General features: G+C 41.3%; 19 protein-coding genes and 3 pseudogenes. 19 read left to right on the top strand and 3 right to left on the bottom strand.

The window, feature by feature from the left end; all coding sequences use genetic code 11:
• The first annotated feature begins 10 nt into the window (after positions 1-10).
• The 14 genes and pseudogenes from leuS to trhA all read left to right on the top strand — a co-directional run bounded on the left by leuS (position 11) and on the right by trhA (position 14088).
• Positions 11-2645, top strand: a pseudogene (gene leuS / locus AC0L6H_RS14160) (leucine--tRNA ligase).
• Positions 2646-2655: 10 nt separating this feature from the next.
• On the top strand, positions 2656-3255 hold the full coding sequence (locus AC0L6H_RS14155; RefSeq protein WP_473389723.1) for an LPS-assembly lipoprotein LptE: 600 nt from the start codon (positions 2656-2658) through the stop codon (positions 3253-3255).
• A complete protein-coding gene (gene holA, locus AC0L6H_RS14150; protein ID WP_473389722.1) occupies positions 3256-4290 on the top strand; it encodes a DNA polymerase III subunit delta in 1035 nt (344 codons plus the stop codon).
• The gene (gene nadD, locus AC0L6H_RS14145) at positions 4283-5074 is read left to right on the top strand and encodes a nicotinate (nicotinamide) nucleotide adenylyltransferase (protein ID WP_473389721.1); all 792 of its coding nucleotides are present in this window, start codon (positions 4283-4285) and stop codon (positions 5072-5074) included. Before holA ends, nadD begins: the two co-directional genes overlap by 8 nt.
• A gap of 12 nt (positions 5075-5086) precedes the next feature.
• Positions 5087-5404: a ribosome silencing factor gene (rsfS, locus tag AC0L6H_RS14140; protein ID WP_473389719.1), complete on the top strand. Its 318-nt coding sequence runs from the start codon at positions 5087-5089 to the stop codon at positions 5402-5404.
• Positions 5405-5408: 4 nt separating this feature from the next.
• Positions 5409-5879: a 23S rRNA (pseudouridine(1915)-N(3))-methyltransferase RlmH gene (gene rlmH / locus AC0L6H_RS14135; RefSeq protein ID WP_473389718.1), complete on the top strand. Its 471-nt coding sequence runs from the start codon at positions 5409-5411 to the stop codon at positions 5877-5879.
• A 7-nt stretch (positions 5880-5886) separates the two neighbouring features.
• Positions 5887-7840, top strand: a pseudogene (mrdA, locus tag AC0L6H_RS14130) (penicillin-binding protein 2).
• A 4-nt stretch (positions 7841-7844) separates the two neighbouring features.
• The gene (rodA, locus tag AC0L6H_RS14125) at positions 7845-8960 is read left to right on the top strand and encodes a rod shape-determining protein RodA (RefSeq protein WP_473389717.1); all 1116 of its coding nucleotides are present in this window, start codon (positions 7845-7847) and stop codon (positions 8958-8960) included.
• Between the two features lie 93 nt (positions 8961-9053).
• The gene (locus AC0L6H_RS14120; protein WP_473389715.1) at positions 9054-9995 is read left to right on the top strand and encodes a septal ring lytic transglycosylase RlpA family protein; all 942 of its coding nucleotides are present in this window, start codon (positions 9054-9056) and stop codon (positions 9993-9995) included.
• A gap of 196 nt (positions 9996-10191) precedes the next feature.
• Complete coding sequence (locus AC0L6H_RS14115; protein ID WP_473389714.1) at positions 10192-11343, top strand: serine hydrolase; 1152 nt, start codon at positions 10192-10194, stop codon at positions 11341-11343.
• 3 nt (positions 11344-11346) lie between these two features.
• Positions 11347-11610, top strand: coding sequence for a DUF493 family protein YbeD (ybeD, locus tag AC0L6H_RS14110; protein ID WP_473389713.1), 264 nt, complete (start codon positions 11347-11349; stop codon positions 11608-11610).
• 130 nt (positions 11611-11740) lie between these two features.
• A pseudogene (gene lipB, locus AC0L6H_RS14105) lies at positions 11741-12323 on the top strand (lipoyl(octanoyl) transferase LipB).
• Complete coding sequence (gene lipA / locus AC0L6H_RS14100) at positions 12316-13278, top strand: lipoyl synthase (protein WP_473389711.1); 963 nt, start codon at positions 12316-12318, stop codon at positions 13276-13278. The pseudogene lipB and the gene lipA overlap by 8 nt, the downstream one beginning before the upstream one ends.
• 156 nt (positions 13279-13434) lie before the next feature.
• Entirely contained in the window at positions 13435-14088 is a 654-nt protein-coding gene (gene trhA / locus AC0L6H_RS14095; protein WP_473389710.1) for a PAQR family membrane homeostasis protein TrhA, read from the top strand.
• Between the two features lie 4 nt (positions 14089-14092).
• On the opposite strand, the gene AC0L6H_RS14090 is transcribed toward trhA, so the two are convergent.
• Genes AC0L6H_RS14090 through AC0L6H_RS14080 form a run of 3 tightly spaced genes read right to left on the bottom strand, consistent with a single transcriptional unit; the run spans position 14093 to position 15658 of the window.
• Positions 14093-14611: a permease gene (locus tag AC0L6H_RS14090; RefSeq protein ID WP_473389709.1), complete on the bottom strand. Its 519-nt coding sequence runs from the start codon at positions 14609-14611 to the stop codon at positions 14093-14095.
• Entirely contained in the window at positions 14608-15192 is a 585-nt protein-coding gene (locus tag AC0L6H_RS14085) for a permease (RefSeq protein WP_473389707.1), read from the bottom strand. The genes AC0L6H_RS14090 and AC0L6H_RS14085 overlap by 4 nt, the downstream gene beginning before the upstream one ends.
• The gene (locus AC0L6H_RS14080) at positions 15176-15658 is read right to left on the bottom strand and encodes a MerR family transcriptional regulator (RefSeq protein WP_473389706.1); all 483 of its coding nucleotides are present in this window, start codon (positions 15656-15658) and stop codon (positions 15176-15178) included. Before AC0L6H_RS14080 ends, AC0L6H_RS14085 begins: the two co-directional genes overlap by 17 nt.
• Before the next feature lie 324 nt (positions 15659-15982).
• Between AC0L6H_RS14080 and AC0L6H_RS14075 the strand changes: the two genes are divergently transcribed.
• Genes AC0L6H_RS14075 through AC0L6H_RS14055 form a run of 5 tightly spaced genes read left to right on the top strand, consistent with a single transcriptional unit; the run spans position 15983 to position 19814 of the window.
• The gene (locus tag AC0L6H_RS14075) at positions 15983-16642 is read left to right on the top strand and encodes a response regulator (RefSeq protein WP_473389705.1); all 660 of its coding nucleotides are present in this window, start codon (positions 15983-15985) and stop codon (positions 16640-16642) included.
• Positions 16643-17977: a sensor histidine kinase gene (locus AC0L6H_RS14070; RefSeq protein WP_473389703.1), complete on the top strand. Its 1335-nt coding sequence runs from the start codon at positions 16643-16645 to the stop codon at positions 17975-17977.
• Positions 17970-18326 (top strand): cupredoxin domain-containing protein, encoded by a 357-nt coding sequence (locus AC0L6H_RS14065; protein WP_473389702.1) that lies wholly within the window; start codon positions 17970-17972, stop codon positions 18324-18326. Before AC0L6H_RS14070 ends, AC0L6H_RS14065 begins: the two co-directional genes overlap by 8 nt.
• Complete coding sequence (locus AC0L6H_RS14060; RefSeq protein ID WP_473389701.1) at positions 18316-19107, top strand: hypothetical protein; 792 nt, start codon at positions 18316-18318, stop codon at positions 19105-19107. Before AC0L6H_RS14065 ends, AC0L6H_RS14060 begins: the two co-directional genes overlap by 11 nt.
• Positions 19104-19814, top strand: coding sequence for a hypothetical protein (locus AC0L6H_RS14055; RefSeq protein ID WP_473389699.1), 711 nt, complete (start codon positions 19104-19106; stop codon positions 19812-19814). The genes AC0L6H_RS14060 and AC0L6H_RS14055 overlap by 4 nt, the downstream gene beginning before the upstream one ends.
• The last annotated feature ends 117 nt before the right edge of the window (positions 19815-19931 follow it).

Genomic DNA, 19931 nt, shown 5'->3' with positions numbered 1-19931 from the left:
TTCTGATTCGATGTCAAACGCTGAAGCCAATTCAACCTCACCGCAACAACAATACGATCCAAAAGCGATAGAAGCTAATGCGCAGCAGCATTGGCGCGCTAATAAAGTGTTTGAGGTCGACGTTAAACCCGAGCAAGAGAAATTTTATTGCTTATGTATGTTTCCTTACCCTAGTGGTCGACTGCATATGGGCCACGTAAGAAACTACACCATTGGTGACGTAGTAAGCCGGTTTCAGCGGATGCAAGGAAAAAACGTGTTACAACCTATGGGTTGGGATGCCTTTGGATTGCCTGCAGAAAATGCCGCAATAAATAACAATAGTGCCCCTTCAAAATGGACATTGGGCAACATTGATTACATGAAAGAACAACTTCAAGCACTTGGTTTTGGTTATGATTGGCGGCGTGAAGTCACGACCTGTCAGCCAGAATACTACAAGTGGGAACAATGGTTCTTTACTCGTTTGTTTGAAAAAGGCTTAGTGTATAAAAAATGCGACTGTCAACTGGGATCCTGTTGATCAGACCGTGTTAGCCAATGAGCAAGTCATTGATGGCAAAGGATGGCGCTCTGGCGCAGTGATTGAGCAAAAAGAAATCCCACAATGGTTTATTAAAATTACTGATTATGCTGACGAACTACTCGACGACCTCGACAAACTGGACGAATGGCCAGCGCAGGTAAAAACAGCACAGAGAAATTGGATTGGTCGTTCAGAAGGTGTCGATATTACTTTTGATTTAGCCACACCGAGCGCCGGACTTTCTGCGCTAGAGGTATATACGACTCGTCCTGACACGCTTTATGGCGCGACTTATTTGGCGATTGCAGCAGGTCACCCGATTGCACAAGAAATAAGTAAGACGAATAACGACATCGCAGCCTTTGTTGAAGAATGCAAAAATACTAAAACCACCGAAGCTGAAATGGCAACGATGGAAAAGAAAGGAATGTCCACGGGCTTGTATGCTGTGCATCCTTTAAGCGGTGAAAAATTACCTATTTGGATAGCTAACTTCGTTTTAATGGGGTATGGATCAGGCGCAGTGATGTCAGTCCCCGCACATGATCAAAGAGATTGGGAATTTGCGACTAAGTACAAGCTTCCTATAATACAGGTCATTGAATTTAAGAAAGAAGATTCTGACGCTAACATAAAGTCTGCGGCCTACACTGAAAAAAACACGCTAATCAATTCTAATGAATATACAGGCCTTAGCTATGAAGAGGGTTTTGAGGCCATTTCCGATAAACTAGCGAGCCTAGGACGTGGTAAAAAGACTGTCAATTACCGCCTACGAGACTGGGGAGTTTCAAGGCAACGCTACTGGGGCGCGCCTATTCCAATCGTAAACGACGCACAGGGTAATTCTCATCCTGTAAATGAAGCTGATTTACCCGTTGTATTGCCCACGGATGTTGTCATGGATGGTGTAACCTCGCCTATCAAATCAGACCCTGAGTGGGCAAAAACCACTCACAACGGTGTTGAAATGACGCGTGAGACAGATACCTTTGATACTTTTATGGAGTCGTCATGGTACTACGCTCGCTATGCATCGGCACCAAATGACGCAATGTTAGACCCTAAGGAAGCAAACTATTGGTTGCCTGCTGACCAATATATAGGTGGCATTGAACACGCAATTCTTCATCTCCTATATTCACGCTTTTTCCATAAGTTATTGCGTGATGAGGGGCTTGTTGATAGTGACGAACCATTTAAACGCTTGCTGTGCCAAGGTATGGTGTTATCGAACGCGTTTTTCACCAAAGATGAGAGCGGTAAGATTACTTGGCATGCTTCGGAAGATTTAAGTATTGAAAAAGACGACAAGGGTAGAATCACGAAGGCCTATGTGACGGCAACAAATGAAACTGTTGAACATGCCGGCATGATCAAAATGTCGAAATCAAAGAACAACGGCATTGACCCCCAAGCTGTTATCGATCTGTACGGTGCCGACACGATTAGGCTTTACACTATGTTTGCCGCGCCACCAGAGCAAGATTTAGAGTGGACAGAATCAGCAGTTGAAGGTGCTAACCGTTTCTTGCGTCGCTTTTATCGCTTAGCCAATGATCACATTGAAAGTGACTACGCTAAAGCAGAGTTAGCGCAATACGAAGCAAAGAATTTGTCGAAAGAGCAGAAGTCACTTCGATTTGAATTACACACAAGTATTCAAAAAGTCAGTGATGACATATTGCGCAGACAAACTTTTAATACAGCAATAGCTAAATTAATGGAATTGCTCAATTATTTGCAAAAGTTTGAAGTGAAAGATAAGACAGACTTTGCCTTGATGCATGAAGCTATTGTTGCCATGATTAAAATGCTCAACCCTGTAACGCCTCATATCTGTGAGGATTTATACGCGGCGATGCAGTGTGATGGAGAATTGCAAACTGCGGCTTGGCCTGTAGTCGACCAAAGCGCCTTAGTTGAAGATGAAAAACTGATCGTCGTGCAAGTTAATGGCAAACTCAGAGCCAAATTAATGGTCGCCGCCAATATCGACAAAGCCGCATTAGAAGCACTTGCTTTAGAACACGAAAATGTGAGTTCCTATACTCAAGGCAAACAAATAAGAAAAGTGATTGTAGTACCAGGAAAGCTTGTTAATATAGTCGCAAATTAAGGTGCTAGGCTTGAATAAACAACTACATAGATACTTTCAGATAATGTTGACTGGCGCGTTTATATGCGCCTTGTCTGCTTGTGGGTTTTCGCTTCGTGGCTCACAAGCCCTGCCAGAAAGTCTCACCCATGTAGCAATAAGGGCGCCCTTGCAATATTCGCCTTTATCGCGCGCGTTACAAAAAAGGTTGCCGGTCTATCAATTGACCGGTGTGGTAAATTCAGACAAAATTATTGCTGAAGATATGCTTGAGAAAACCGTTGTCGTGCAACTACAGCCTGAGCAGTTTGAGCGCAGGTTACTGTCGGTATTTAGCACCGGCCAGGTCGCCGAATACGATTTAGTATACACAGTTAACTACCAAGTGATTTTTCCAAACAAACTTCCCATTGAAAATAGCTTAACGGTGTCACGGGAATACCAAGATGATCCTGACCAAATATTAGCTAAATCTAGGGAGTTAAATTTAGTATTAACTGAATTGCGAGAAGAGTCAGCAGACCGCTTAATACGTTTATTGTCTAGTCAATACAATAGTTCAGTCATAGATGTAGATAGAGCTAAAAACAAAAGTAAAAAGACACCTTTTAGCAGCGTTAAAGGGAACTAAGTGCAAATACAAGCTTACGATTTTGAACGCCAACTTAACGCGCACTCCCTTCCCCCATTCATTTTGGTGTTTGGTGATGAACCGCAACAAAAGTTAGACATCATTGATGCAGTGCGTCATAAAGCCAAGCAAAGCGGTTTTGATGAGCGTCAAAACTTTACCCTCGATAGTGATTTTGAATGGGCTCATCTTATTGATGCAATGCAAAGCATGTCACTATTTGCTGATAAGCAATATATTGAACTCACCATGACCTCAGCTAAACCCGGTGCTGTTGGCGCAAAGCAATTTCTGGAAATCGCTAAACTAGCATCCGATGATGTAGTCCTGCTGATTCAAGGCCCTAAAGCTGGCAAAGATGTTCAAAAAACGAAATGGTTTAGTGCTTTAGCTAACGAAGGTTGGTTTACTCATGTTTATGACTTGCAACACAACCAATTGCAGAAATGGTTATCGCTTCGCGCGAGTAAGCAAAATCTTCGCATAAGCCCTCAGGCGCTTGCAATGATTGCCGATTTGAGTGAAGGCAATGTGATGGCCGGTAGACAAGAACTTGAGAAACTAAGTCTACAGTTTGGTTCTGAACACCTCATCGAAGAAAACGACATTGCAAAAGTAATGGTGCAACAATCTCGTTATTCAAGCTTCCAGTTTACCGATGAAATCTTGCGTGGGGACATGCAAAAAGCAGTAAAGATGCTAATTCAGTTAGAAGATGAAGGTGTTGAGCCAGTCGTGATTTTGTGGAGTATTGTCAATGAAGCACAAACCCTAACTAAGTTACTCGATATGCAAGCAATGACTGGGCACGTTGATTTTAAATCATTACGTATTTGGGCAAGTAAACAAAGTTTATATCAAGCTGCGATATCACGACTTACGCTTGCACACATGCACAAAATAAACGAAGAGTTGAGTCAAGCAGACATCATGTTTAAGTCTGAATATATTGCAAAGCCGTATGTAATTTTGAGTCATTTGGCATTGTTGTTCAGCCCCACAGATTTACCAGAGTTTAGCCTTGTTAATGGATAAAGGCGCACAAAGAGAAAATATTAAGGCATTTTTTGGCGGTACTTTTGACCCGCCCCACTATGGTCACTTTTTGCCGCTTCGAGAAACTGCAGACCTAATGCAACTATCAACCATTTCCTTACTTCCAGCAAATGTACCTGTATTTAAGAAAAACGTAAGCGCAGCTCATCATCGTATTGCGATGTGTGAATTGTTGTGTCAGTTAGATAGCCGTTTCACCCTCGATTTACTTGAATTTGAGCGAACAGAAACAAGCTATACTATTGACACACTGATGCAGATAAAACAACACAATCCAGAGCAAAAAATCGTCTTTATTATTGGACTCGATTCGCTTAGAACATTGCACCTATGGGAGCGTTGGCAAGCACTTTTTGACTATTCCCATATTGTTGTTATGCGCAGACCAACAGAGACAAAAGAAACGCATTCGTTAACTGACTTTTCTAGAAAAGCAAGTGTGGCATCAAACTTGTATAATTTTTATACATCACCGGAAAAGTTTGACACAATAGTAGGGCCAGAGATGGATGAACAGACCCGGCTATTTCTTTTGTCAAAATTAGCCTTGGCTGAAAATGATTCTGAATGTATTAATTATTACGCTTTTAAGGATATAATAAGCAATTCAGCCAAGGGTAAGCTTTGGTTTGTCAATAATCATAATTTACCAATGTCGTCTAGTTTCGTTAGGCAGCAAATTAAATCAGGCAGAGTAATTAGCAATTGGGTACCTGAATCCATAGCTAGCTACATTACTCAGCACAAGCTATATATTAAATAAGTAGGAAAAGTATTGAATCAACAAGAGTTTACAGATTTTGTTATCGATAAAGTCGATGACATGAAAGCAAGAAATATAAGCGTCATTGATGTAACCGGCAAATCAACCATAACCGACACCCTCATTATATGCTCAGGTACCTCCAAACGTCACGTTTCGGCAATTGCCGAAAACGTTATTGTAGAGTGTAAATCAGCTGAGCATGCACCCTTAAGCGTAGAAGGAAAAGCGGAAGGTGAATGGGTCTTAGTCGACCTAGGCGAATTGGTCTTGCATGTCATGCAAGATGAAACCCGAGATTTTTATCAGTTAGAAAAGCTCTGGCAATAGTACGGTGAATGTGCAAATTATTGCCGTGGGGAACAAAATGCCCTCTTGGGTGGTCGAAGGTAGTGGTGAGTACCTGAAACGCTTTGGCAAGGACTTTTCTGTGAGCTTTTGCGAGATTAGTCCCCATAAGCGTACAAAAACGGTCAACCTTGACAAAGTAAAAGAAATTGAAGGCGATAAGTGCATTGCTGCGATTGCAAAAGGTAATCACGTAATCGCCCTAGAAGTACGCGGTAAGGCTTGGGATACGCCTGCCCTAGCAAATCAAATTAACCAGTGGAAAATGGACGGTAGGAACGTAAGTTTACTAATAGGTGGTCCTGAGGGCCTATCGGATAAGTGCAGAGATATTGCTGACCAATTATGGTCGTTGTCTCCATTGACCCTGCCTCACCCACTCGTCAGAGTCATTGTAAGCGAGGCCTTGTATCGTGCTTGGACGCTAACACAAAATCACCCTTATCATCGAGAATAAAGCGTTAATGGCAAAACCCAAGCAAACAATACGTGATCACAGTGCTGAGGCTAATCTATTCTCACGACGAGCTTTTTTTCAGCGCTATTCGTTATTGCTTTAATGCTTTTGTTGTTGATTAACCTCTACGATTTACAAGTCAACAAGCACCTTGACTATCAAACTCAATCTAATGGCAACCGCATAAAGTTATTACCTGTCGCGCCAAATCGTGGACTTATTTATGATCGTAATGGAGTTATTTTAGCTGAAAACAAAGCTGTTTTTAGTTTGGAGATTGTTCCAGAAGAAGTTGATGACTTGGCACAAACCTTAGCGGAACTGACCACATTGATGTCAATCACGCCTGCTGAGATTGAACGTTTTCAGCGAGACAGAAAACGACAGCGACGTTTCAAACCCGTTGCATTGCGAAAGCAATTAACCCATGAAGAGGTTGCGCTTTTCTCTGCCCACCAACATAAATTTGCGGGTGTCGATATAAAAGCAAGATTATCGCGTTATTATCCGTTTAAAGACACCCTTACTCACATGCTAGGCTACGTCTCTAGAATTAATAAAAGCGACGTTGCAAAACTCAAAGCTAAAGGCGAAGAAGCGAATTACGCAGCAACCCACGACATAGGCAAGCAAGGGGTTGAAAAATATCATGAAAAACTGCTGCACGGGCGTGTTGGTTATCAACAAGTCGAAGTAAACAACAAGGGCAGAATAATAAGAGTACTAAATTTTGAGCCGCCCGAACCCGGTAAAGATATAGTCCTTAACATCGACATAGAATTACAAAAAAAAGCGCAAGAAGAACTCGCTGGCCGTCGCGGCTCGGTAGTCATTACCGATGTAAAAACAGGTGGAGTATTAGCGCTTTACTCAAGCCCCAGTTACGACCCAAACTTGTTTGTACATGGCATCAGCCAATCGGAATATTCCAAGTTACTGAATTCAAACTATAGCCCGCTACTAAATAGAGCGACTCAAGGTAGATATCCACCCGCATCGACAATTAAACCGCATCTTGCGCTTATAGGCTTAGAGGAAGGGGTGATTACACCTGAGACAGAAATAAAAGACCGGGGAACATACAAATTGCGCAATGTCGCCCATGTCTGGAGAGATTGGAAAAAATATGGTCACGGTACGGTCGATGTAACAAAATCTGTCGAAGTATCTTGTGATACATTTTATTACGACCTTGCTTACAAATTAGGTATCGATCGCATTCACGAAAGGATGACAGAATTTGGTTTTGGTCAGTTTACCGGGCTAGATTTGTATGAAGAATCACGCGCAATTTTGCCGAGTCGCGGCTGGAAACGTGCAACATTTAACGAGCCTTGGTATATAGGAGACACTATCTCTGTTGGTATTGGGCAAAGCTATTGGAATGCGACGCCAATTCAAATTGCAAATTCACTTAACGTGCTTATTAATCGAGGTAAACGTTTTACCCCCAAACTATTAAAAGGGTATTTAGTTAATGGGAAAGTAGAAAACGTCCCGATAGAACAAAAGCCTCCTATGATTATAAAAGACGAAGCTAACTGGGATATCGTGCTAGACGCACTCTACGGTACGGTAAATCGTAGCCATGGCACAGCACACTCAGCCTTTAAAAGCACAAGTTATGTCTCGGCGGGGAAAACAGGCACCGCACAATTATTTTCTGTAGCCCAAGACGAAGAATATGTAGCTGATGATGTTAACGAATATTTACGTGATAACGCCATGTATATTGGCTATGCTCCATATGACGACCCACAAATTAGTATAGCCATCGCAATAGAAAATGCTGGCGGTGGAAGTTCAAATGCAGCCCCCTAGCGCGTCAAGTAATGGATTATTACTTTGATGAACGTAGCCAAGCTAATACAAATGAACTTGCACAAAGCGAAGCAAAAAGTAGTGACGAGGAAAAAAATTCAACCGTGACCGCTGACAAACAAATACAGAGCAGTCAATAATTGCATGAAGAATACGAACTTCACAACCAATAAACAAAGTTTTCTGGCTCGCCTTCATATTGACGGGTTTCTACTGCTATCTTTGGTCTGCTTAATGCTCGTTGGTTTGCTGACTATCTATTCTTCAGGTGGACAAGACTGGGATTTGGTATACCGTCAATTGGTTCGTTTGGGCCTCGCTTTGGTTATCATGACGCTGCTGGCGCAAATACCACTACTAGTATACCAACGTGTTTCGATCTATTTTTACATAGCGGGTATTTTAATGTTGCTTGGCGTGCTGTTATTCGGCGTGATGGGTAAAGGTGCCCAGCGCTGGTTAGACTTAGGGGTATTCCGTTTCCAACCCTCTGAAATAATGAAGCTTGCTATGCCCATGATGGTTGCTTGGTATATCAGCCGTCACAGTATTCCAGCGCGACTTCATGAGATATTTGTTGGTTTTTTACTAGTATTAGTACCCACACTGCTTATCGCTAAACAACCTGATTTAGGTACCTCATTATTGGTCTCTTCTAGCGGCATCTTTGTTTTGTTTTTAGCGGGTATGACATGGCGACTAATATCATTTATCGGTTTACTAGCAGGTTGCTTCGCACCAATTATGTGGTTCTTCTTAATGAAAGACTATCAAAAGCAACGGGTTATAACTTTTCTCGACCCTGAAAGTGATCCCCTAGGTTCGGGTTATCATATTATTCAATCGAAAATTGCTATTGGCTCTGGTGGCGTTGAAGGAAAAGGATGGTTGCAAGGCACCCAGTCGCAATTAGAGTTTCTGCCAGAAAGGCATACCGACTTTATCTTCTCGGTGTACAGTGAAGAATTTGGTTTAGTGGGCATTGTTGGCCTTTTAGTCATGTATCTTTGCATTATTTTACGTGGTTTATATATTGCCAACAGAGCGCAAGATACTTTTAGTAAATTGCTAGCCGGAAGTATCACACTAACCTTCTTCGTATATGTGTTTGTCAACATGGGAATGGTGTCAGGACTACTACCCGTAGTTGGAGTTCCATTACCATTAATTAGCTACGGCGGCACCTCAATGGTGACATTAATGGCCGGTTTTGGAATTTTAATGGCAATTAGTACGCAAAAGCGGTTATTATCCAGATAACACATACTGCATGCGTATAAGTAAGCTCATGTAATAAAAAATGTGACTAAAGATTGAAATAATAATTTCCATGTGTGAAGGATACTCTCCACAATGAGATGCGCTAAAAATAAAACCATGATATCTGCACTTCAATTTAGAGGCATAGCGGGCATTGCAGCCCTGTGTTTGCTGCTACTTGGAGGTTGTAGTAGTACCTCCACGGGCCGCTATAAGATTGCCCAAGATACCGCCCCTAGCTTTGACTACGGCGATATTACCTACAATCAGGTCGTCCCTAGTCCTGAACCCTATAACAAATGGACAGCACGTCCGTATGTTGTTCTTGGTAAACAATACTACCCTTTGCAAAGTGGTGAAGGATTTGAAGAAGAAGGTAAAGCGTCTTGGTATGGCGAGAAGTTCCACGGCCACAAGACCGCAAATGGGGAAACATTTGACATGTTTGCCCTTACCGCGGCACACAAAACACTGCCTTTGCCCTCTTTTGTGCGCGTTTCTAACTTAAAAAACGGTAAATCGACGATTGTTAGAGTTAACGACCGAGGACCCTTTCACGGTAAACGCGTTATTGATTTGTCTTATGGCGCAGCTAAAATGTTAGGCTACCATAAAGAGGGTGTGGCTGACGTTAAACTCGAAATACTGCATGTTACTGAAAACGGTGACATAACAATTGGCAATAACAAGCAGTTATATGTCTATGAAGATGGCGAGTTGATTGCCAAGCGAGATCCAATACCTAACAGACAAGAAACACTCATCGCGCAAAATACGCTGACTGATTTTGCGGATATGGCATCTCCACCTGGCTTTTTTGTACAAGTGATGGCAATGGAAAATGGTGACAAAGCAAAGGATTTGGCAACAGGCTTATCAAACCTTTTACAAGTCCCTAATTTAATCCCCAAAATCGCCAATATTTACAAATTACAATTAGGTCCACTTGCAAATGAACAAAAAGCCGAAAATATAATCAAAGAATTAAAGAAAATCGGTTTTGAACAAGCCTTTACGGTTGAAGTCTCACCATAAGCCCTTATTTCTTTTACCGTTAGCGACTTGCATGTCGACATTACTTGTAAAGCAGGTAAAATATGTACAGTTAGCTTACATACAAAACTAGCGATACAAGCAGGCTAGTTTTTCGATACCGACAGAGTAAGTGCTAATACCAAGTATTGACTCTTCAGCACCATAAATTAAGTTGCGATTACTATCAGGATTAATAATGCGTTTTAAAGTTTTACTCAGTTTCTTTGTTTTTTTTAGCGGGTTTGTAGCTCAAGCCGCTATCGTTATTCCACCGCCTCCTTCAATAGATGCGGCAGGTTTCCTGTTAGTTGATCATGACACCGGCCATATTATTGCAGAAAAAAATATCGACCAACGATTAGCGCCTGCTAGTTTAACGAAAATTATGACCATTTACGTCGTCGGCAAAGAGTTACAAGCAGGAAACATTAGCATCAATGACATGGTCACGATTTCAGAAAAAGCGTGGGCAAAGAAGTTCCCTGACTCTTCAAAAATGTTTATAGAAGTTGGCACACAAGTCGCGGTAAGTGACTTGCTAAGAGGCATTGTTGTGCAATCGGGTAATGACGCCTGTGTCGCGATTGCGGAACATATAGCAGGTAGCGAATCTGCTTTTGCAAGCATGATGAACGCCTATGCCCAAAGTTTAGGTATGTCCGCCACTAACTTTGTTAATGCTCACGGACTGCACGATCCCGACCACTATACATCACCTAGAGATATGGCTACCTTGTCGTCAGCCCTCATTGCAGAAACACCTGACATGTACAAACTTTATAGCGAAAAAGAATTTACTTACAACGGTATTAAACAATTTAATCGCAATAGTTTGTTATGGGATAAAAGCTTGAATGTGGATGGGATAAAAACGGGGCACACCTCTGATGCCGGCTACAGTTTAATTACGTCAGCGACCCAAGGCGATATGCGCTTAGTATCTGTTGTTATGGGAACAGATAGTGAACGTGCACGAAAAGCTGAAAATAAAAAATTACTTCGCTATGGCTTTCGCTTTTACGAATCAGTTATACCCTTCCAATCCAATCATGTATTTGCAACAAACCGCATTTACATGGGTGATAAAGAAACTGTAAACTTGGGCATTAATAGCTCAACCGCCATGACTATCCCAAGAGGCCAAGCCAAACAACTTGTTGCCAGCTATGAACTAACGCAGCAATTATCAGCGCCAATTGATAAAGGCACTGAGGTTGGCGTCCTTACCATCAGCCTAGATGATGAAACCTTAGCGACCTATCCATTAGTGACCTTAGAAGAAGTCCAAGAAGGCGGGATGTTTAGCAAAGCAATGGATTGGATTAACTTACAGTTAGGGCTGGAATAGAAAATGGAAACGAATTTTGACGAATTACTCGATTTTCCGTGCATGCAAACCTTTAAGGTGATGGGTGTGGCCCATGAGCATTTGCCAGTTAAGGTAGTCTCTCGCCTTCAAGAATTGGCACCCGGAGATTACGCGCCTAAAGTTAAGCCTAGCAGCAAAGGAAATTTTCATTCTTTATCGTTATCCGTAAAAGTAACGAGCAAAGAGCATATGGAATCTATTTATATCGAATTGTCAAAAATAGACCTTGTCAGAGTTGTACTCTAATAACGTGAATGATGTAATTGCCCGAAAATTAGAAGATGCAACTTGCGAGAGTGCCAATACCCAAGTGAATGAGCTGCCGGTTATTATTCGAGATTTAGGTGTGCAGGAATATTTGCCAATTTGGCAAAAGATGCAGGCTTACACTGATACCCGCAACAACAAAGATCATGACGAAATATGGTTAGCAGAGCATTTACCCGTATTTACTCAGGGTCAAGCTGGTAAGGCTGAACATATTCTTATGCCAGGCGACATTCCCGTCATTCCCGTAGACAGAGGTGGTCAAGTCACCTATCACGGTCCTGGGCAACTTATGATGTACATATTACTGGACATTAGGCGTCGCAAGTTAGGTGTTAGGCATCTAGTGACTGCCCTTGAAGAATGTATCGTGTTAACATTAGCGGAAAGTGGTGTTCATGCTTACGCAAAAAAAGATGCGCCGGGTGTATATGTAGATGAAAAAAGTATGCTCGGTAGGACTGCGAATTCGCAAAGGATGTTCGTTTCATGGACTGGCGTTTAACGTCAATATGGATTTAGCCCCTTTTCAACGCATTAACCCTTGTGGATATGCTGGTTTGGAAATGGTTGATAGCGCTGGTCTTGGTGCAACTGCTAATATCAGCAGTGCCAAAGCGCTTGTTGTAAAACATTTTTGTAAGTTATTAGATATAAGCCCCCTATTATATAAAGAAGGTTTTGATGAGTAATTCACGCGCCCAAGCTGGCGTTAAACTTCGAGACGAAGATAAGTTAAAACATATCCCTATTACCATAATGCCGACCGAAAAAGCTGAAATGCTTCGTAAACCGGCTTGGATAAAGGTCAAATTACCCGCTAGAACTGATCGTATTGATAATATCAAAAAGACCTTACGCAAAAACAAACTGCATTCTGTTTGTGAAGAAGCAAGTTGTCCCAACCTTGCTGAGTGTTTTAATCACGGAACAGCGACCTTTATGATCTTGGGCGATATTTGCACAAGACGCTGTCCGTTTTGTGATGTTGCCCACGGAAAGCCTCTACCACCAAGTGCTGAAGAACCCTTAAAACTGGCAACAACCATCGCAGAAATGAAACTTTCATATGTTGTTATTACCTCTGTTGACCGTGATGATTTACGCGACGGCGGTGCCCAGCATTTTGTCGATTGTATTAATGCCATACGCGAGCATAGCCCCAGCACAACTATTGAGGTGCTAGTACCCGACTTCAGAGGAAGAATGGACCGCGCTTTGGAAATATTTAAGTCAGGTGTTCCTGATGTCTTTAATCACAATTTAGAAACCATCCCGCGCTTGTATCGTGAATGTAGACCAGGCGCTAATTATCAGTGGTCTCTGGACTTATTGAAAAAGTTTAAAGCTCAACATCCTCATGTACCTACAAAATCAGGCTTAATGATGGGCATGGGTGAAGAAAATGACGAAATGCAAAAAGTACTCGATGACTTACGTGCGCATGACGTTAACATGCTTACCTTAGGTCAGTATTTGCAACCAAGTAAACATCACTTTCCAGTTAAGCGTTACGTGCCACCAGAAGAATTTGACGCCTTAGGCGACTATGCTAAAGAGATTGGTTTTAGTCACGCCGCATGTGGGCCTATGGTGCGTTCTAGCTATCATGCCGACCAGCAGGCAGCAGGCGTTGAAGTAAAATAGTAAACTTTGCACGATGCATTTTGAAAGGCCGCTAATTAAGCGGCCTTTTTTGTAGATGAGTATAAATAAATCACCGATAAATTTAAGTGTACACGTGTACGCTGAAACGTGTACACTAGCGCTCTATTATCGTTTTGAATATTATTTATAAAGTTTATGCTCCCTAAAAAATCGCTCGAAGAGCTAGATGCCAACTTATATTCAAGTGGTGAAGAAAGACTAAATGCATTAACACATGGTATCGGATTTTTACTAGCGCTTGTTGGCATTGTCGCTTTGTTGATGAAGGCGGATACGTCGCTAGAATATCTAGTAGGTTGGATATACGGCATTAGCTTAGCGCTAATGTTTTTAAGCTCTACTCTTTATCACTATAGCACAAATAGCAAAACAAAGGTGCTCCTTAGAAAGCTTGACCATATCGCTATTTATCTGTTGATTGCGGGCTCATATACACCCTTTTTAGTTTTAGGTGTGGGCAGTCAACTAGCCCACATTGGATTAATCGTGGTATGGGTAATCGCCGCGCTAGGTATATTCTTCAAACTCTACTTTGGTCATAAATACCCTAAATTGTCGATATCAACCTACGCACTAATGGGTTGGTTAGCCTTATTGTTAATTTACCCTATATATTTATCGTTAACTGCGGCTGGATTTGCTTTGTTGCTTATAGGTGGTTTGTGCTATAGCGCAGGAATACCGCTTTATCTACTGAAAACACGACACTATTCCCATGCGCTTTGGCATTTTTGTGTGGTATTAGGCGCAGCCTGTCATTTCGTTGCCATCTACGCCTATATTCTTTAATTTGTTATATATTAACGCGACTCTTAATGTCTGTGTTTGAGAACCTAGTTTTCACTTTTTTAACTATTTGCCATGTCACAAGTATGGCCAATACAATCGCCGAAAATTGATGAATTGCGCTGCTCATGTCAGAATGTTCACCATGACTAAGGATCATTGTAATCTCATAATAGTTAAAAATTGCATCAACCACCCAACCTGAAAGCAAAGCAGCTCCAATTAAAGAAATGAGGTAGATAACAAGTTCACGGCTACCCAACTCTTGCTTAATGACCATTAAAGTTGCAATGTTTGTCGCTGGACCAGTTAACATAAACACCAACGCTGCACCAGGTGAAATCCCCGCCATAATAAGACCAACAGCAACAGGTGTTGATGCCGTCGCACAGATATACATTGGGATTGAAACAAGCACCATGAGTAACATGGCCAATGGACCTGAACCATAACTTGCCATCCAGTTTTCAGGGACGTAGGTCAATACTAATGCTGCAAAAAATAAGCCGATTAATAGCCATTTCATAAAATCGACCAGTAGCTGTCCAAAACCATAAGCAAAAATTGCTTTTGTGCTATCCCATATATTTTTAGTTTTCTTTTGTTCGCTAGCACAACATGATTTTTTTCAGCCACTACAGGCTCAATTGCTTTAGCAGAATGACAGCAGCTACTTGTTGGCTGCACGCTTTTGTCATTTTTGGATTGCTCAGTTGTGCCAAAAACTGCGATGCTAAAGCCCGTTACAATCGCTGAAAAAATAGCGGCAATTGGTCTGGCTATTGTCATTGGCAGCCCCATTAACGCATAGGTGATACCAATAGAATCGATACCGGTTTCTGGCGTTGACACTAAAAAACTAGCGGTACTTGCTTTGCTTGCGCCGCTGCGCCTTATCCCCATAGCGACCGGAATCACCGAACAAGAACACAAAGGCAAAGGCGCGCCTACAAACGCGGCTGTTACCACTGCATTTTTTGAACCCAAAGTTGATTCAATCCATTTGTTAGGCAAAAGCTGATGAATGACCCCTGCTATTAGCATACCCAGCAATAAATATGGCGCAGACTCAACAAACAAAGCGATAAAATTAGTTATCAAGAGCATTATTGTCCTCGTTATTTGACTTAGTACTATGTGTTTCGGTTTTACTGTTGGCATCGTGCACTGCCAAACTGTGGTTTTCTAATTTTGAGATAATAGAACAAAACTTTGCACTTTCATTTCCACCACAGCAATTATCGACCAACTGCGACAAGGTTTCTTTTAATTCAACAAGCTGTTCAATTTGCAGCGCGATATCGACTACTTTTTGCTGCGCAATGGCTTTTGCTTCTGCACAAGTATGAGCATCCTTTGCTTTTTTGATTTCAATTAATTTAGCCGTGTCGCGCAAACTAAACCCGCTTTGCTTGCACCTCTTAATGAATAAAGCAGTGGCAAGGTCATCCTTTGAATATTCGCGGTAATTATTAGCACGACTTCTACTAGAACTAACAATTCCCAATTTTTCATAATAGCGCAAGGTATGGGTTGAAAGACCCGACAATTTTGCCAGTTGGCTAATTTTCATCTTTCCTTCCCCTATAAATTAACAACTCAACTATAGCATATACCTTAGAGTCTACTCTAAGGTCAAGCCTTTAAAAAAAACATTATTTACTAAATTTATGCGACAAAGAAAGGATATCTTAAGCTTCTCTTAAGCTTATTTGCGTAAACTATCAAAAAAGGCTTTAGACTTAGGTAGATATACGATGTAAGGTTCAAGCTATACGACTCTTGTGAAACATTATACAGGTCTAGCTTGCTTGTAAATTTCGTTAACCCGATAAGACGAAACGAATTTGAAAGCATTATGGGATAAATTTATAAAACGAATGGATAAAAATAGTTAATGCGAATCTTGTTAGTGGAAGATGACCTGCCTTTAGCACGAGAGTTAAAAGCATCGTTGCATCATCAAGGGTATGCGGTGGATCATGTTGATAATGGAAAACATGCCTTGCTTAGCGTAGACGCAAACATAGCTGACCTAGTCATATTAGACTTAGGGCTTCCAGACATAGACGGTCTTGATGTGTTGAAACAAATAAAGCAAGGTAAGTCTTTGGTTAGCGTATTGATATTAACTGCTCGTGACGGCGTCGAACATAAGGTGAAGGGCTTAGACCTAGGTGCCGATGATTATTTGGCTAAACCCTTTTCCATTGAAGAGTTACTCGCTCGCATACGCGTAATTGAGCGCAAGCAAGGCAATAATGCAAGTTCGTTGATAAAGGTAAAAGATGTTTCAATCGATGTTGCCTCTAATTCATTTAGCATAAAAGATGAAAACGTCAGCTTGTCACGACGTGAGTTTATGATCATGCGTATTCTTATGGAAAACATCGACCGTATACAGTCCAAATATTCGTTTGAAACCAAGCTCTATGAATGGGGAGATGAGATTAGCAGCAACACTATCGAAGTACATATTAGTAACTTGCGTAAAAAGCTACCACCGGACTTTATCAAAACCATTCGTGGCGTAGGCTACGTTGTGCGGGCAAAATAATTGTCAATTCAATCCCAATTAATAAAGCTTATAATTTCATTGGTCACCATTGCTACGTTTATTGCAGCGATGCACGGCTACAGAAACAGCCAACAGCAACTCAACAATATTCTAGATAAAGAACTGCAAACCTTGGCAAGCTTTATCCTAAATAATCATCTCCAAGCCCAAAGTAGGCCAAATCAATTACTAGCAGAAAGGCCTGTTAGTGTATTAAGTGACGACAAAGCCTTTCAAATATACTCGAGCGATCAAAAGCTTATTGCCCGTTCAGCTAACAGCCCAAGCGTTGTTATTTCTAAAACAGAGGGGTTTTCAGAAGAAGCCTTTAGCGGCCAACGCTGGAGAACATTCACCTTAGGTAATGGCGATACCTATGTAACCGTCGCCCAATCTGACAAATATCGTCGCAATGTGACTGAGGAAATATTATTAGCGACGCTCGTTCCTATTGTATTGTCAATCCCCATCATCGGGCTTATTATTTTCTATATTATTCGAAATAGCTTACGACCCTTACGTTTTTTGTCTAAAGAATTAAGCAACAAACACAGTGAAGATTTATCTGGTGTGCATATAGAAACACCTAGCAAAGAACTTGTTCCGGTGGTCAATCGCCTAAATGAACTTTTTAGCCGCTTGTCATCATCCTTTGAGCTCGAAAAACAATTGTCTGCAAATGCCGCGCATGAGTTGCGCACCCCTATTAGCGTATTAGCGATTGCTGCAAATAATTTGATGGAGTCATTTAAACAAAACACTTTAGAAACTAAGGATTTCACAGACTTAAATCAAAACGTAGAGCGAATGGCCCAAGTTATTGAGCAAATTATAGGCTTGTTTCGGTTTACTTCACAAAACATTGAAACTAAGAAAAGCGATGTAGATGTTGAAAAAGTGCTACAAGAAGTCATCTCCAATAATTATTTAAGCATTGAAAATGCACAGCAAAGTATCGACCTTGTCGCGAGTCCTTGCAATATATTTGCATCAGAGTTTGCACTCTACGTGTTATTCGAAAACCTTATACGCAATGCAAACAAATATGGCGGTGAAGCGTGTCATATTTCTATAACGCTAGGCGTTACGAACAACAACATGGAGGTCTTGGTTGAGGACTCAGGTAAGGGATTGAGTGAACAAGATATGCAAAAACTAACGCAGCGTTTTTTCCGCGCCAGCAATCAAACCTCTATTAAGGGCTCTGGCTTAGGCTTAGCCATATCCAAACACATCATTAATTTGCATAAGGGCTCGTTATTGTTTGGTAAATCAGATTTAGGTGGCTTAATGGTTAGGGTGCGCATTCCTATAAATGGTGGCACTAATGCGTAGTCTATTTTGTTTTATGGTCGCTCTAAGTGTCTTGAGTACACATTTCATCCTTTCTGCGCAAGAGAAAAAGTACCTGATTGAACTCAAAAATAATACATTTTCACCACAAATATTATATATACCCGCAAACAAAAAAATAAAGATACGCATTATTAACTTAGATGACGAACCTGAAGAGTTTGACAGTTTTGACTTAAACCGCGAAAAAGTTCTCTTCCCTAACAAAACCGCCACCATATACGTAGGGCCACTGGCGCCCGGCGAGTACCATTATTTTGGCGAGTTCCACCCTAATATTGCAAAAGGAATCATAGTCGCAACAACAGGAGAACAGAAAGATGTTAACTAATACCGTTGTCCTATTTTTACGTGATTTATTACCCATGTTCATTATGTTTGCGTATTTGTCATGCGTGCATGAACGCCTCATTGAACGACCGCTACAAGTCACAGTTTTATTCGCTAGCGCCTTCTTATTCAGTATCGTTGTATTGTTTCAATACGAGTATATAAGTGACCTAGCAGAAGGAACTGGCATAGAATGGTTGAAAATGATTTTTGCGTCCCTCGCATTTATCTGCTTTTTGTTTGCGCAGCTTGCTGCCGATATCTCCTTTAAAACGCTACTACTTCGACTCGCTACCCTTTTATTGCTCGTTATCCATATTAATTCTTTTTTACTTTATTTTACGATTTACTTTGCCAATACAGACATACTCGTTGAATTGGTCATAGGGTGCGCAATCGGTATAGGTATTTGCGTCAGCTTCTATTTTCTTTTCAGTTTTATTCTTCATGAATTATGGCAGTCTTCGTTTTGGGCCTTGGTGCTTGTTCTTTGGAGTTTGTTTGTTGCCAATCAGTTCAGTTTTGTCGCTGATATCACTCACCAAATCGACTTAATACATTTTGGAAGCCAAAGTCTGAGCAACTTTTCTCACTGGCTTAACGAAGAATCTGAATATGGCTTTATTTTTAAAGCACTGACCGGCTATGACGCTACACCGAGCCTCTTATATGGAATCTTTTTGATAGGCAGTTTTGTCTTGATGTTAAGCGCATCCCTTTATAAGCACCCATTAAAACCACCCGCTGGCGCTAAACAAAGCGCATTTGGAGAGTCATTATGACCAAAACAATGCCTTTCAAATTCTTACTCTTACTTGTTGTTGTGTTTATGAGCCTACCTAGCTTTGCCGATGGTATTGTGGTGGATAAAGTCTATCATCCTTATGTTGTTGCCAATGAACGCGAGGTAGAGTGGCGCTTAATGTCGAGCCAAACAGATGAGTTTAACCGCTTAGCTCAGCGAATCGGTGTGGGCTACTCAATTGCCGAAGACTTGGCTATAGAAGGCTATATTGTTGCCGAGCGTGATAGCGAACAAGACTTTGACATCAGTGCCTATGAAATTGAAGCGCGCTGGATGATTACCCAACAAGGTCAATATTGGGCGGATTGGGGCGCTGTATTTGAAGTAGAGCGCAATACCTTGCTCAACAGTTACGAAGCGAGCGTTGGTATTATTTCTGAAAAAGAATTTGAAAAAACGAGTTTAACAGTAAATGTCTTTTTAATTTTTGAAAAAGGTGCGAATCTCACTAGCGAATTTGAAACAGAATTTCGCGCCAAGTATCGGTATCGTTTTATGCCTCAAGTTCAACCCGCCATTGAGATTTATGCAGGTGAAGACTTTTTTGGTATTGGACCTGCCATGATGGGCGTTCATCGCTTTGTTGGGCAAGAACAAATCAAGTGGGAAGCTGGCTTTATTACCGAAGTGTCAAACAAAGGCAAAGACCATACTTTTCGCTTATCTATCGAGTACGAATTTTAATTTTCTTTGTTTTAGCGCCCTTTTATGTGTACAAAACAAAAATTTGCGGAGCAAGTGATTAACAGCATAGACTAAATGAGTAGTGGAAATAATAAAAAGGCATAGTATATTGATAGT

The sequence above is a fragment of the Glaciecola sp. G7-5 genome (assembly GCF_055808975.1).
The sequence above is the reverse complement of the archived record's forward strand: the minus strand, read 5'-3'. Positions and strand labels throughout refer to the sequence as shown.